Genomic DNA, 13,478 nt, shown 5'->3' with positions numbered 1-13,478 from the left:
TTTGATTTATTTGGACAATGCTGCAACGACTCCTATGTCAGCAGTTGCTATTTCAGCTATGACCAAGGTTATGCAAGAAACCCATGGCAATCCATCTAGTATTCATGGTCATGGTCGTCAAGCTGGCAAACTCTTGAGAGAAGCCCGTCAGGAACTAGCCCAGTTACTGGGGACAAAACCTCAACATATCTTTTTCACTTCTGGTGGGACTGAAGGAAACAATACTGCCATCATTGGCTACTGCCTTCGTCACCAAGAACAAGGAAAACATATCATCACAACTGCCATTGAGCACCATGCCGTCCTTGAAACCATTGATTACTTGGTTCAAAACTTTGGGTTTGAAGCAACCATTATTCAGCCAGAAAATCAAGAAATCGCAGCCCAGCAAATTCAAAAGGCTTTACGTGACGATACGATTTTGGTTTCTACCATGTTTGCCAATAATGAGACAGGAAACCTACTGCCCATTGCTGAAATTGGCCAAATACTCAAGCAACACCCAGCCGCCTATCATGTCGATGCAGTTCAGGCTATTGGTAAAATCCCTATACACCCAGAAGAATTGGGCATTGATTTTCTCACTGCTTCGGCCCATAAATTCCATGGTCCTAAGGGAATCGGCTTTCTCTACGCATCTAGCATGGACTTTGATTCCTATCTACATGGCGGAGACCAAGAACAGAAAAAACGTGCAGGAACTGAAAATCTAGCTGCCATAGTGGCTATGGTTGCAGCCCTAAAAGAAGACCTAGAAAAACAAGAAGAACATTTTCAACATGTACAAAATTTAGAAACTGCTTTTCTGGCAGAGCTAGAGGGAGTTCAATATTACCTGAATAGAGGCGAACACCATCTCCCTTATGTTCTCAATATTGGATTTCCTGGTCAGAAAAATGACCTCTTACTCCTTCGTCTAGATTTAGCTGGAATTTCAATCTCTACTGGCTCAGCTTGTACAGCAGGCATTGTCCAATCCAGCCATGTTCTTGAAGCTATGTACGGAGCAAATTCAGAACGCTTAAAGGAATCCGTTCGTATCAGTTTGTCGCCACGAAATACTGTTGAAGACCTACAAACCCTCGCAAAAACCTTAAAAGAAATTATCGGAGGTTAGCCATATGGCATTTGAAAAAAACATTAAGTTAAAAAATTGTCGTTACGACTACACTCTTAGCCCTTCTGTTAAAAAATTCACCCTCAAAGATAACACATTTTTTGAGACTAAGGTTGGTAACTATGAACTGACTCGCCTTTTGGAAAAAGTGCCAAACAGCGGTGAAGGCTTCCAACTCAAAATCATCATTAACAAGGAACTTACAGGGGCTAAAATCAATATCACTGACAAGTTTGGGCTTCGTCTAGTTGATATTTTCAAATCAGAAGACCACCACATTCATCAGGAAAAATTCTACTTCCTCATGGATAGCTTGGTAGAACGTGGTGTCTTTACAAAATCAGAAAGATAGAGCCAAAATGTTTGAACTGACCTATAAGGACAGCTATCATGTAGAGCGCACTCTCAAGTATGAGGATTACGAGGCTCTCATGCTGGCTCTATCAGGATGTGTGACTCTACCAGATACACTTTATGTAACTTCTTTGACCTTTCAAGGGCAGGAAGTTTACCAAGGACTGGTCGGAGACCTCTACCGTTTTCTATCACATGCAGATTTTTTACATTAAAACTAAGATTTTTCTTAGTTTTTTCTTGTTTTTGTTGATTTTTTCACAATGTTTCTATAAAATAGAAGAATAGAAAGGTTGTGATTTTGTGAAAGATAAACAGTCTGCTATTCCAAAAGCTACAGCGAAAAGACTCTCTCTCTACTATCGAATTTTTAAGAGATTTCATTCAGAAAAGATTGAACGTGCCAACTCTAAGCAAATTGCAGAGGCTATTGGGATTGATTCAGCGACCGTACGTCGTGATTTTTCCTATTTTGGTGAACTTGGTCGTCGTGGCTTTGGCTATGATGTCAAAAAACTCATGACGTTTTTTGCCGATTTGCTCAATGATAACTCTATTACCAATGTCATGCTGGTTGGTATTGGAAATATGGGGCATGCCCTTCTCCACTACCGCTTCCACGAGCGTAACAAGATGAAAATTATCATGGCCTTTGACCTAGATGACCATCCCGAAGTCGGTAGCCAAACCCCTGATGGGATTCCCATTTACGGAATTTCACAAATCAAGGATAAAATCAAGGATGCTGATGTGAAGACTGCTATCCTGACCGTTCCCAGCGTCAAGTCACAAGAGGTTGCCAATCTCTTGGTGGATGCTGGCGTGAAAGGAATTCTCAGTTTTTCACCAGTCCATCTGCATTTACCAAAAGACGTGGTCGTTCAGTATGTCGATTTGACAAGTGAACTCCAAACCCTCCTCTATTTCATGCGAAAAGAGGATTAGAAAGCGAAAATCATTTTATGAAAAAACCAGTTATAGGGATTACAGGAAACGAAAAAACTCATCCAGATGATGACATCATGATGAGCTACGCAGCAAAAGGCTTTGTTGAAGGCGTTAAAGACGCTGGAGGGATTCCCATCATCCTACCGATTGGTGATCAAGAAATGGCCTGCCACTATATCAGTATGGTTGACAAGCTCATCTTGTCAGGTGGACAAAATGTTGATCCAAAATTCTATGGTGAACCAAAAACCATTGATAGCGATGACTACCACCTTCAAAGAGATATCTTCGAACTGGCCCTCATCAAGGAAGCTATTAAACAGAAAAAGCCAATTTTTTCTGTCTGCCGTGGAACACAACTCTTTAACGTTGCCATGGGTGGAACTTTGTACCAAGATATCGAAGACCATTGGCAGGATTGTTCTGCCGAATACACAACTCAACGCTTAGTGACAGAACCAAATACCGTTCTCCGAGAAATCTATGGAGAAATCTCCCATATCAACTCCTTCCACCATCAGAGTATTAAGGATTTAGCACCTAACTTAAAGATTGCAGCTCATGATCCTAAAGATGGTATCATTGAGGCTGTCATGAGTACGGATGATGTCGCCTTTCTAGGTGTCCAATGGCACCCAGAATTTCTTTTTGAAAATCGTCCCAAAGATAAAAACCTCTTTGACTATGTCGTTAATGAACTTTAGATTAAATCTGTTTTTTCACGGTAACTAAAGTAACTAGAATGTGAGACAATCAAATGGTCCAAAAGGACAATCCCCATCAGGTCACAGGCTTCTTTAACAAGTTTAGTGACATAATCATCATTTCGGCTAGGGGCTACCGCTCCCGAAGGATGATTATGAACCAATATGAGTGAAGTCGCCATATGCTTGATAGCATAGTGAAGAATCTCTCGCGGCTCAGCGATACTACGAGTTGCAGAACCGATAAAAATGGTCTGTTGATGGATGATTTGATTTTGAGTATTGAGATAGAGCGCCACTAGGTGCTCTTGTTTTTTGTCCCCCAATTCCTGCTGCATCTTCTTGGCTAACTTTTGGCTACTGAGAATACTTTCCATCTCAAGGGTTTCGTGTTTGTGAATACGATGCCCCAGTTCAATCATAGCTTGTAATTCTATTGCCTTAACACGGCCGATACCAGATAGACTCTGCAATTCCTGCAGGGTCATTTTTTTCAAATCTGTTAGGCTTGAAAGATTGTTCAGGACTTTCTGGGCAATTTCAAAAACACTGACCTGACGTGTTCCTGTTCTGAGTAAAATAGCTAGCAACTCTTGGTTACTGAGTGCTTCCACTCCTTCTTGGGCAAGTCTTTCTCTTGGCAATAATGAATCTTCTTGGAATGAAATACTGTACATAAAAATCCTCCTCACTTTATTATTCGTGAGAAGGATGAAAAATTAGATTTTTTTCTCAATTGGGGCCACACTGGCTAAAAGTTTTTTCAAACCAACATCTGGGAAATTGATTTTCAATTCCTGAGTTGCACCGCTACCTGAAACTTCCAGAACAGTTCCCTCTCCCCACTTCTTGTGGAGGGCAATGTCTCCAATGGACCAATTTGCCTCGCTAGAGGCTGATTTTGAGCCAGCTGTAAATTGACCAAATGGGAGACCGCCTGACTGGATAGTTTTTGGAGCTGCACTGCGTTTACAGTCTTGGAGTGCCTGCGCCAAACTCATACCTTGACCGAAGGCAACCCCACCGCTGCTATAAGATGCCTTAAAGCTTGAATTTGAAGGACGAGCCAGACCTTGATACTCAAGCAAGTCTGAACTGATTTCGTTAATAAATCGGGTCGGACGGTTGTAGTTGGTACGACCAAAAAGCAGGCGCGAGTTGGCATTGGTCAGATAGAGAATTTTCTCTGCACGCGTAATTCCTACATAGGCTAGACGGCGTTCTTCTTCTAGTTCATCTTGATCTTCAGCCGCACGGCTAAGCGGAAAGACATTTTCTTCCATCCCAATCAAAAAGACAACTGGAAACTCGAGACCTTTGGCAGCATGCAGGGTCATCAAGGTCACTTCTGATGTCTCCTGACTACCTGAATCTGTGTCCGCAATCAAGGCCAAGTCATTTAAGAAACGACTCAGTTTATCCAGACCAGTTTCCTCTTCTGGACCATCAGAGGTGTCATCAAAGTTTTTCGTAACAGAGAGGAACTCTTCGATATTTTCAACCCGAGCCTTACTTTCCAGAGTCGCTTGAGCATTTAGAATATCGACGTAACCTGTTCTTTCTAGAACCGCCTCAACCAACTCAGTAATGCTTAAGTGGTCCAGTTGCTCCCGCAAATCCAGAATCATATTGGCAAAATCCCAGATAGATTGGGCTGCTTTACCTTTGATACCAGATAACATGATATTGGCTGAAGCATCTAGCATGGACATGTCTTGCATATTCGCAAAGTCACGGATTTTCTCAACTGTACCTGGCCCAATTCCACGTTTAGGCTCGTTGATAATTCGCTCAAAACTGATATTGTCACTCAAATTGGCAATAAGATTGAGGTAAGCGATAATATCTCGGATTTCCTTACGGCTGTAGAACTTGGTTCCTCCAACCATGGTATAAGGAATGTTAGATTTGAGCAGGGCTTCCTCAATAGTACGAGACTGGGCGTTTGTACGATAGAGAACTGCAAAATCCTTATGAAGGAAGTTTTGGTTACGACCAAGTTCATCGATGGTTTTGGCAACATATACAGCCTCATCCAGCTCATCATTGGCACGATAGTATACGATTTGCTCCCCATCAGCGTTTTGAGTCCAGAGATTCTTAGGACGGCGATTTTTATTGTTTTTAATAACCTCGTTAGCCGCTTGGAGAATGGTTTTAGTTGAGCGGTAATTTTCCTCCAACAAAACAACCTTGGCCTGAGGATAATCCTTTTCGAAGTCCAAGATATTCTGCATATCAGCACCACGCCAACCGTAGATAGACTGGTCCGCATCCCCAACCACACAAATATTGTTAAAGCGTGAAGCCAAGAGTTTGACCAGTTGATACTGAGCATGGTTGGTATCTTGGTACTCATCAACATGGATGTATTGAAACTTCTGCTGGTAGTAGGTCAAAACATCAGGATTTTGATCAAAGAGACGCAAGGTCAACATAATCAAATCATCAAAGTCAACCGACTCCGACTGACGCAGTTCTTTCTGATAGGCTGTATAACACTGAGCCACGATTTGCGTGTACATATCGCCAGCTTGAGCAGCATACGCCACATCATCAATCAAATCATTCTTGGCATTGGAAATGGTCCCCAAAATAGTTCGTTCATTCCATTTTTTAGGATCCAAGTTCAACTGTTTGAGAATGCGTTTCATGAGAGTTCGTTGTTCACCAGGATCTACAATAGTAAAATTACGATTGTAGCCAATATGGTCCGCATCGCGACGCAAGATACGAACACACATGGAGTGAAAGGTCGCAATCAGACAGTCCTGAGTTGCTGGATTAAGGCTATAAGCACGCTCCTTCATCTCACGCGCAGCCTTGTTGGTAAAGGTAATGGCCAAGATATTCCAAGGATTGACCAGCTTTTCATCAATCAGATAAGCAATGCGGTGGGTCAAAACTCGAGTCTTTCCAGAACCAGCCCCCGCCATGATCAACAAGGGACCTTCTGTCGTTTGTACCGCCTCAGCCTGACGGTCATTCATTCCATTCAATAATGCGTTCATCTTCTTTTCCTTACTCTTGAAGTCAATATTTCTATTATATCAGAAATCAGGGAAAATATCTTTACCTAGACTGATTGCGTCTAGAAGGCAACTATTTCATTAGCTTAAAATAAGGACTTATGCCTAGATAAGAAAATGAGCTTGGATGTTATTTCCAAACTCATTTAAATTCAATTAAACTATTAGAACAAGCCTAGAACGGTTCCATCGCTTTCAACATCCATGTTGAGGGCTGCTGGTCGTTTTGGAAGTCCTGGCATGGTCATGACATCGCCAGTTAGAGCAACGATAAAGCCTGCACCTAATTTTGGCACCAATTCGCGAATGGTAATTTCAAAGTTTTCAGGTGCTCCAAGTGCATTTGGATTGTCTGAGAAGCTGTACTGAGTTTTAGCCATACAGATTGGCAATTTGTCCCAACCGTTTTGAACGATTTGGGCGATTTGTGTTTGAGCTTTCTTCTCAAAGTTTACTTTGCTACCACGGTAGATTTCAGTAACAATCTTTTCAATCTTTTCTTGGACAGAAAGGTCATTGTCATACAAACGTTTATAGTTAGATGGGTTTTCAGCGATAGTCTTAACAACTGTTTCGGCAAGTGCTACTCCACCTTCTGCACCATCAGCCCAAACACTAGCCAGCTCAACTGGAACATCAATTGAGGCACAGAGTTCTTTCAAGGCTGCGATTTCAGCTTCTGTATCAGAGACAAATTCATTAATAGCTACGACTGCTGGAATACCGAACTTACGGATATTTTCAACGTGGCGTTTCAAGTTAGCAAAACCGGCACGAACCGCCTCCACATTTTCCTCTGTAAGAGCGTCTTTAGCCACACCACCATTCATCTTAAGGGCACGAAGGGTTGCAACAATAACTACTGCATCTGGTGAAGTTGGCAAGTTTGGTGTCTTAATATCAAGGAATTTCTCGGCACCAAGGTCTGCACCAAAACCAGCTTCAGTAACTGTGTAATCAGCCAAGTGAAGGGCTGTTGTAGTTGCCAAGACAGAGTTACATCCGTGAGCTATATTGGCAAATGGACCACCATGTACAAAGGCAGGTGTTCCGTAAATTGTCTGAACCAGGTTCGGCTTAATCGCATCCTTCAAAATCAAAGCTAAGGCACCTTCAACCTGCAAATCACCTACAGAAACAGGTGTACGGTCATAGCGATAACCAATTACGATATTAGCCAAACGGCGTTTCAAGTCCTCGATATCCGTAGCCAAGCAAAGAATTGCCATGATTTCGGAAGCAACGGTAATATCAAAGCCATCCTCACGTGGAATACCGTTTAGAGGACCACCAAGTCCAACGGTCACATGGCGAAGAGCACGGTCGTTCAAGTCAACGACACGTTTCCAGAGGATACGACGTTGGTCAATTCCCAGCTCATTTCCTTGGTGCAAGTGGTTGTCAATCAAGGCAGAAAGGGCGTTGTTGGCAGTTGTAATGGCATGCATGTCTCCAGTGAAGTGGAGATTGATGTCCTCCATTGGTAGAACTTGAGCGTAACCACCACCTGCCGCACCACCCTTAATCCCCATTACTGGACCAAGAGATGGTTCGCGGATAGCGATCATCGTTTTCTTGCCAATCTTATTCAAGGCATCCGCAAGACCAATGGTAATGGTTGATTTTCCTTCACCTGCAGGTGTTGGGTTGATGGCAGTAACCAAAATCAATTTCCCAACTGGATTGCTCTCAACTGCACGAATTTTATCAAAGCTGAGCTTAGCCTTGTACTTTCCATACAACTCCAAATCGTCGTAAGAAATACCAAGTTTCTCTACAACATCAACAATTGGCTTCAACTCAATACTCTGTGCGATTTCAATATCTGTTTTCATTCAAAACTCCTCTAACCTCTTATATGATAATTCATTATAACACAAAACAAGGTTTTTAACATCCGAAAACTCTCTAAACGTTCGTGAATATCCCTATTTTCAAGGTTTTTAGAGCCCTTTCTTAAATTTTATATGGCTTTATAGTTTGAAACTATAGTAAATCTTCGTTTTTACCAAAAATTTATCACTTTCATTTTACTTACCGTTTATTTTTGTGTACAATAGTGCTATGAAAATTTTAGTTACATCGGGCGGTACCAGTGAAGCTATCGATAGCGTCCGCTCTATCACTAACCATTCTACAGGTCGTTTGGGGAAAATCATCACAGAAACCTTGCTTGCTGCAGGGCATGAAGTTTGTTTAATTACTACAAAACGAGCTGTGAAGCCAGAAACCCATCCCAACCTAAGCATTCGAGAAATTAACAATACCAAGGACCTTCTTCTGGAAATGCAAGAACGTGTTCAGGATTATCTGGTCTTGATTCACTCAATGGCTGTGTCCGATTACATTCCTGTTTATATGACAGGTCTAGAGGAAGTTCAGTCTAGCTCCAATTTGGAAGAATTTTTAAGCAAGCAAAATCATCAAGCTAAGATTTCTTCAACTGATGAGGTTCAGGTTTTATTCCTGAAAAAAACACCCAAAATCATATCCCTAGTCAAGGAATGGAATCCTGCTATTCATCTGATTGGCTTTAAGCTACTGGTTGATGTTACCGAAGACTATCTGGTTGACATTGCTAGAAAAAGTCTTATCAAGAACCAAGCAGACTTAATCATTGCAAATGACCTGACTCAAATCTCAGCGAACCAGCATCGTGCTATCTTTGTTGAGAAAAATGAGCTTCAAACAGTCCAAACTAAAGAAGAAATTGCAAAACTCCTCCTTGAAAAAATTCAAGCCTATCATTCATAGAAAGGAAAGCTATGTCAAACATTCTCTTGGCTGTAACGGGCTCAATCGCCTCTTACAAGTCGGCAGATTTAGTCAGTTCTCTAAAAAAACAAGGTCATCATGTCACTGTCTTAATGACTCAGGCTGCTACAGAGTTTATCCAACCTTTGACACTACAGGTACTCTCACAGAATCCTGTCCACTTGGATGTCATGAAGGAACCCTATCCTGACAAAGTCAATCATATCGAACTTGGCAAAAAAGCAGATTTATTTATCGTGGCCCCTGCAACTGCTAACACTATTGCAAAACTAGCCCACGGCTTTGCGGACAACATGGTAACCAGTACAGCTCTAGCCCTGCCAAGTCATATTCCCAAACTCATCGCACCAGCTATGAATACAAAAATGTATGACCATCCAGCAACTCAGGCTAATCTAAAAACATTAGAAAGCTACGGCTATCAGCTGATTGCTCCTAAGGAATCCCTACTAGCTTGTGGCGACCATGGACGAGGAGCCTTAGCCGACCTCACAATTATTTTAGAAAGAATAAAGGAAACTCTCGATGAAAAAACGCTCTAATATTGCACCTATTGCTATCTTTTTTGCAACCATGCTTGTGATTCATTTTCTAAGCTCGCTTATCTTTAACCTTTTTCCATTTCCAATCAAACCGACCATTGTTCATATTCCTGTCATTATTGCCAGCATTATCTACGGTCCACGAGTTGGGGTTACACTTGGATTTTTGATGGGGCTACTTAGCTTGACAGTTAATACGATTACAATTCTACCAACAAGCTACCTCTTCTCACCATTCGTACCAAACGGGAACATCTACTCAGCTATCATTGCCATCGTCCCACGTATTTTGATTGGTTTGACTCCGTATCTAGTTTATAAACTGATGAAAAATAAAACTGGTCTTATTTTAGCTGGTGCCCTTGGTTCACTTACCAACACAGTCTTTGTACTAGGTGGAATTTTCTACCTTTTTGGAAATGTTTTTGATGGTAATATCCAAAAACTCCTAGCAACTGTTATCTCAACGAATTCGATTGCTGAATTAGTTATTTCCGCAGTTCTAACCCTAGCCATTGTTCCAAGACTACAAACCTTGAAGAAATAAAAATAATCTCCGCTTTCAAACTTGAAGGTGGAGATTTTGCTCTATACAGTTTCTTTTTAGTGAAATCTTTGCCAATATTTAATTTAAAATGGCCTATAAACTTAAGTAAATCCTTGCTTTATTGTCTTGTTTATTATACTATACTAGTGTATATACAGTTAAAAAGGAGATTCTTATGAACACACGGAAAAAGACACAATTTATGACAATGACTGCCCTTTTAACGGCTATTGCAATTTTGATTCCAATTGTTATGCCTTTTAAGATTGTCATTCCACCTGCTTCTTACACTTTGGGGAGTCACATCGCTATTTTTATTGCCATGTTCTTGTCGCCCTTGATGGCAGTTTTTGTCATCCTAGCCTCTAGTTTTGGATTTTTGATGGCTGGATATCCCATGGTGATCGTATTTCGAGCTTTTTCCCATATCTTTTTTGGGACTTTGGGAGCTCTTTACCTACAAAAATTCCCCGATACCCTAGATAAACCAAAATCTTCCTGGGTTTTCAACTTTGTTTTGGCTATTGTTCATGCCCTTGCTGAAGTATTGGCCTGTGTCGTTTTTTACGCAACTTCTGGTACCAATGTAGAAAATATGTTTTATGTTCTATTTGTGCTAGTTGGATTTGGTACAATTATCCATAGTATGGTAGACTATACATTAGCACTAGCTGTCTATAAAGTGCTTCGAAAACGCCGTTAAAAGGAAGAACTATGACAAAAGATCGCAAACAAGCCCTGCTCCAACTCTTGAAAGAAGCTCCTAAAGCCCTCAACGGCCAAAGTTTAGCTGAACATTTTCATGTCACACGTCAGGTCATTGTACAAGACATTGCAATTTTGAGAGCCGATGGCGCTCCTATCCTATCCACTAATCGTGGCTACGTCTATAAGCAAATTGAAACCAATCCTTATGTTCACAAACTTTTCAAAGTAAAACATGAAGTTGAAGAAATCGGTCAAGAACTCCTTGCTATCGTTGATAATGGTGGGCGTGTTCAAAATACCTTGATTGACCATCCCGTTTATGGAGAAATCGAAACCTTGCTGAAACTGTCTTGTCGCAGAGATGTGCAACATTTTCTAGAACAAGTCGAGCATTCTGACTTTAGACCTCTGTCTGAATTAACAGATGGCATCCATTACCACCTAGTCGAAGCTGAAACACAACAAGACCTCCACTATATCGAGGAGGCCTTGGATCAACTTGGTTATTTAGTAAAAGACTAGAAGATTTTCTTCTCCCAATCATCTTCTGTACAGCGAGGGTAGAAAAATTCAGATTTGTCCGGAGCTTCCATCATTTCCATCAAAGGTAACATATCATAGGCCAGATCCAAGTTTGGAATCTGGTCTTTTTGCACCCAAGAGTTCAAATAGTAGCAATGATATTTAAAAACTACATTGAATGAAGATGAATAAGTACCTACTTATTAAAAAAATATATCACCAGTTATGTTGATCAACATTATCCTTAGTCACAAGATAAATTGGAGAAACTGTTTCTTTTTCTAGTTTTTTCCCTTGATAATGATCAATTGCTGATTGAATAGCGATTTCACCCATCTTAGCTGGTTGCTGAGCAATAGTGGCAGTAATATCACCTTTTGCAATAGCATCATGTGCATCTGGTTGACCATCGATACCAACAATTAATACATTGCTAAGACCAGCTGCTTTTACTGCTTGTGCAGCTCCCAATGCCATCTCATCATTCTGTGCGAAAATCGCTTGTACTTCTTTGTTTCCTTGAATCATATTTTGCGCTGTATTCAAAGCTTTTGCACGATCAAAATTAGCAGATTGACTAGAAAGAACATCTAAATTTGTCTTTGAAATTTGTTCAAATCCTTTACCTCTATCTACTGTTGCAGAAGCGCCTGGGACCCCTGATAATTCAAAAGTTTTTGCTTTTTCTCCCAATTGCTTGGTAATAAATTCAGCAGCCATTTTACCCGCTTCTACATTATCAGAAGCAACAGTTGTCAAGACTTCACCACCATTACTACCGCGGTCAATTAAGATTACTGGAATGTTTGCATTATTAGCAGCTTTAATAGATGTCACAATTGCATCAGAATCAACTGGATTAATTAGCAAAGCATCTACATTTTGACTAATAAAATTTTGAATATCATCTGCTTGTCTAGCAGCATCATCTTGTGCATCTGCTATCTTCAAAGTTACTTCTTTTTCCCCTGCAGCTTTTTCAAGGCCATCTTTCATAGCCACAAAATAAGGATTGTTAGTAGTAGAAATAGAAACTCCTAATTTTAATTCTTTTGCCGACTTTTGAGTCGTAGATTTATTATCATTTGATGAATTTCCTAAACCAGTTTTTCCACAAGCTACTAAAGCAAAAATAAATGTTACAAACAAAGCAAAAATGCTAATTTTTTTAATAATTTTCATGTTATTACTCCTCGTAATATATATCTACAGGGATAGTTTCCATCCCGACTATTGTTCGTCATCTAATAAATTGTTACTATTTCCAAAAAACTTGAAAAATTATTCTACTATTTTACAACTTTAAAACGATCAATCAAAACAGCAATTAAGATTACAACTCCTTTTACTACTTGTTGCCAAAATGCTGAAACACCAATAATATTAAGTCCATTATTCAAAACTCCAATAATTAAAGCACCTATTAGAGTCCCCAATATACGACCTTTACCTCCAGATAAAGAGGTTCCCCCAAGAACAACAGCTGCAATAGCATCCATTTCATAACTAGCACCTGCTGTTGGTTGAGCAGAACTTAAGCGTGATGTTATAATCAATCCAGAAATTGAAGCCATAATACCTGATATTGAATAAATGATAATTTTCACTTTATTTAATTTTACACCTGATATATATGCTGCTTTTTCATTCCCCCCTATAGCATATACAGATTTACCAAATGCTGTTTTATGAAGTAAAACATATAAAACAATAAATACAATAAACATAATAATTACAGGAAATGGAATTCCTACTATGTAACCTTGCCCCAAAAATTGAAATAAGAATGTATCACTTAATCCTTTTGTAATAGGATTTCCATTTGTATAAACAAGTGTTGCTCCCCTAAAAATAGTCATAGTCGCTAAAGTGACGATAAATAGAGCTAATTTCCCGTAGGAAATCAATAATCCATTCATCATACCTAGAATGCAACCCAAAATTAAAGAGATGAGAATTGCTAATGTAACAGGCATTCCAGATCCTAATAGGCCAGCTGTTAGCGCACTGGATAAGGCTAAAATTGATCCAATTGATAAATCAATTCCACCTGTTAGAATAACAAAGGTCATTCCAAAAGCAATCAGTGCATTTGATGTTACTTGCAATAGTAAATTTAACAGATTATTTGCTGTTAAAAAATTTGAATTGATAATAGTGATGACAGCCATTAAAATTATCAATGCTATTACTGTTGTCAATTCTGACATATACTTCATAGTATTTTTCACA

General features: G+C 40.0%; 15 protein-coding genes and 1 pseudogene. 10 read left to right on the top strand and 6 right to left on the bottom strand.

All coding sequences use genetic code 11. From position 1 onward, the window contains the following. Position 1 precedes the first annotated feature (1 nt). The 5 genes from N8M09_RS07990 (at position 2) to N8M09_RS07970 (ending at position 3,123) form a co-directional block, all read left to right on the top strand. Positions 2 to 1,117, top strand: a complete 1,116-nt coding sequence (locus N8M09_RS07990; protein ID WP_261064802.1) for a cysteine desulfurase family protein — start codon at positions 2 to 4, stop codon at positions 1,115 to 1,117. Between the two features lie 4 nt (positions 1,118 to 1,121). Further along, positions 1,122 to 1,469 (top strand): DUF1831 domain-containing protein, encoded by a 348-nt coding sequence (locus N8M09_RS07985; protein WP_261064801.1) that lies wholly within the window; start codon positions 1,122 to 1,124, stop codon positions 1,467 to 1,469. Positions 1,470 to 1,476: 7 nt separating this feature from the next. Next, positions 1,477 to 1,686 (top strand): DUF4649 family protein, encoded by a 210-nt coding sequence (locus tag N8M09_RS07980; protein ID WP_261064800.1) that lies wholly within the window; start codon positions 1,477 to 1,479, stop codon positions 1,684 to 1,686. 88 nt (positions 1,687 to 1,774) lie between these two features. Then, positions 1,775 to 2,416, top strand: a complete 642-nt coding sequence (locus tag N8M09_RS07975) for a redox-sensing transcriptional repressor Rex (protein ID WP_261064799.1) — start codon at positions 1,775 to 1,777, stop codon at positions 2,414 to 2,416. Positions 2,417 to 2,433: 17 nt separating this feature from the next. Continuing rightward, complete coding sequence (locus N8M09_RS07970; RefSeq protein ID WP_261032703.1) at positions 2,434 to 3,123, top strand: gamma-glutamyl-gamma-aminobutyrate hydrolase family protein; 690 nt, start codon at positions 2,434 to 2,436, stop codon at positions 3,121 to 3,123. On the opposite strand, the gene radC is transcribed toward N8M09_RS07970, so the two are convergent. The 3 genes from radC to N8M09_RS07955 form a co-directional block, all read right to left on the bottom strand. Further along, entirely contained in the window at positions 3,120 to 3,800 is a 681-nt protein-coding gene (radC, locus tag N8M09_RS07965) for a RadC family protein (protein WP_261064798.1), read from the bottom strand. The genes N8M09_RS07970 and radC overlap by 4 nt on opposite strands. A gap of 42 nt (positions 3,801 to 3,842) precedes the next feature. Next, positions 3,843 to 6,134, bottom strand: coding sequence for a DNA helicase PcrA (gene pcrA, locus N8M09_RS07960; RefSeq protein ID WP_261064797.1), 2,292 nt, complete (start codon positions 6,132 to 6,134; stop codon positions 3,843 to 3,845). Between the two features lie 182 nt (positions 6,135 to 6,316). Further along, positions 6,317 to 7,987 carry a formate--tetrahydrofolate ligase gene (locus N8M09_RS07955; protein ID WP_033677301.1) on the bottom strand — a complete coding sequence of 557 codons (1,671 nt, stop codon included), beginning with the start codon at positions 7,985 to 7,987 and terminating at the stop codon, positions 6,317 to 6,319. A 229-nt stretch (positions 7,988 to 8,216) separates the two neighbouring features. Here N8M09_RS07955 and coaB point away from each other — a divergent pair, with 229 nt between their 5' ends. The 5 genes from coaB (at position 8,217) to N8M09_RS07930 (ending at position 11,246) form a co-directional block, all read left to right on the top strand. Beyond that, on the top strand, positions 8,217 to 8,906 hold the full coding sequence (gene coaB / locus N8M09_RS07950) for a phosphopantothenate--cysteine ligase (RefSeq protein ID WP_261064796.1): 690 nt from the start codon (positions 8,217 to 8,219) through the stop codon (positions 8,904 to 8,906). 11 nt (positions 8,907 to 8,917) lie between these two features. Next, positions 8,918 to 9,469: a phosphopantothenoylcysteine decarboxylase gene (gene coaC, locus N8M09_RS07945; RefSeq protein ID WP_261064795.1), complete on the top strand. Its 552-nt coding sequence runs from the start codon at positions 8,918 to 8,920 to the stop codon at positions 9,467 to 9,469. Beyond that, entirely contained in the window at positions 9,453 to 10,016 is a 564-nt protein-coding gene (locus tag N8M09_RS07940) for an ECF transporter S component (protein ID WP_000747412.1), read from the top strand. The genes coaC and N8M09_RS07940 overlap by 17 nt, the downstream gene beginning before the upstream one ends. A gap of 175 nt (positions 10,017 to 10,191) precedes the next feature. Next, a complete protein-coding gene (locus tag N8M09_RS07935) occupies positions 10,192 to 10,719 on the top strand; it encodes an ECF transporter S component (RefSeq protein WP_261064794.1) in 528 nt (175 codons plus the stop codon). An 11-nt stretch (positions 10,720 to 10,730) separates the two neighbouring features. Continuing rightward, positions 10,731 to 11,246 (top strand): transcription repressor NadR, encoded by a 516-nt coding sequence (locus N8M09_RS07930; protein WP_049509367.1) that lies wholly within the window; start codon positions 10,731 to 10,733, stop codon positions 11,244 to 11,246. Here the strand turns inward: N8M09_RS07930 and N8M09_RS07925 are convergent. The 3 genes and pseudogenes from N8M09_RS07925 to N8M09_RS07915 all read right to left on the bottom strand — a co-directional run. Continuing rightward, positions 11,243 to 11,386 (bottom strand): annotated as a pseudogene (locus tag N8M09_RS07925) (8-oxo-dGTP diphosphatase); the annotation flags it as partial. The gene N8M09_RS07930 and the pseudogene N8M09_RS07925 sit on opposite strands and share 4 nt — an antisense overlap. Positions 11,387 to 11,462: 76 nt before the next feature. Further along, complete coding sequence (locus tag N8M09_RS07920) at positions 11,463 to 12,428, bottom strand: substrate-binding domain-containing protein (protein WP_000691495.1); 966 nt, start codon at positions 12,426 to 12,428, stop codon at positions 11,463 to 11,465. Between the two features lie 107 nt (positions 12,429 to 12,535). After that, positions 12,536 to 13,477 carry an ABC transporter permease subunit gene (locus N8M09_RS07915; RefSeq protein ID WP_261064793.1) on the bottom strand — a complete coding sequence of 314 codons (942 nt, stop codon included), beginning with the start codon at positions 13,475 to 13,477 and terminating at the stop codon, positions 12,536 to 12,538. Between the last annotated feature and the right edge of the window lies 1 nt (position 13,478).

Origin of the sequence: Streptococcus mitis (genome assembly GCF_946190375.1) — a bacterium.
Taxonomy (GTDB): Bacteria; Bacillota; Bacilli; order Lactobacillales; family Streptococcaceae; genus Streptococcus; species Streptococcus mitis_CJ.
Note: the sequence above shows the minus strand (reverse complement) of the source record. Positions and strands in the feature narration are given on the sequence as shown.

What these genes read in the sequence shown, in the direction of transcription:
- N8M09_RS07970 (WP_261032703.1), top strand. Translation starts at nt 2,434, where the DNA reads ATGAAAAAACCAGTTATAGGGATTACAGGAAACGAAAAAACTCATCCA.
- N8M09_RS07930 (WP_049509367.1), top strand. Translation starts at nt 10,731, where the DNA reads ATGACAAAAGATCGCAAACAAGCCCTGCTCCAACTCTTGAAAGAAGCT.
- coaC (WP_261064795.1), top strand. Translation starts at nt 8,918, where the DNA reads ATGTCAAACATTCTCTTGGCTGTAACGGGCTCAATCGCCTCTTACAAG.
- radC (WP_261064798.1), bottom strand. Translation starts at nt 3,800, where the DNA reads ATGTACAGTATTTCATTCCAAGAAGATTCATTATTGCCAAGAGAAAGA.
- N8M09_RS07985 (WP_261064801.1), top strand. Translation starts at nt 1,122, where the DNA reads ATGGCATTTGAAAAAAACATTAAGTTAAAAAATTGTCGTTACGACTAC.
- N8M09_RS07940 (WP_000747412.1), top strand. Translation starts at nt 9,453, where the DNA reads ATGAAAAAACGCTCTAATATTGCACCTATTGCTATCTTTTTTGCAACC.
- N8M09_RS07920 (WP_000691495.1), bottom strand. Translation starts at nt 12,428, where the DNA reads ATGAAAATTATTAAAAAAATTAGCATTTTTGCTTTGTTTGTAACATTT.
- coaB (WP_261064796.1), top strand. Translation starts at nt 8,217, where the DNA reads ATGAAAATTTTAGTTACATCGGGCGGTACCAGTGAAGCTATCGATAGC.
- N8M09_RS07935 (WP_261064794.1), top strand. Translation starts at nt 10,192, where the DNA reads ATGAACACACGGAAAAAGACACAATTTATGACAATGACTGCCCTTTTA.
- N8M09_RS07980 (WP_261064800.1), top strand. Translation starts at nt 1,477, where the DNA reads ATGTTTGAACTGACCTATAAGGACAGCTATCATGTAGAGCGCACTCTC.
- pcrA (WP_261064797.1), bottom strand. Translation starts at nt 6,134, where the DNA reads ATGAACGCATTATTGAATGGAATGAATGACCGTCAGGCTGAGGCGGTA.
- N8M09_RS07955 (WP_033677301.1), bottom strand. Translation starts at nt 7,987, where the DNA reads ATGAAAACAGATATTGAAATCGCACAGAGTATTGAGTTGAAGCCAATT.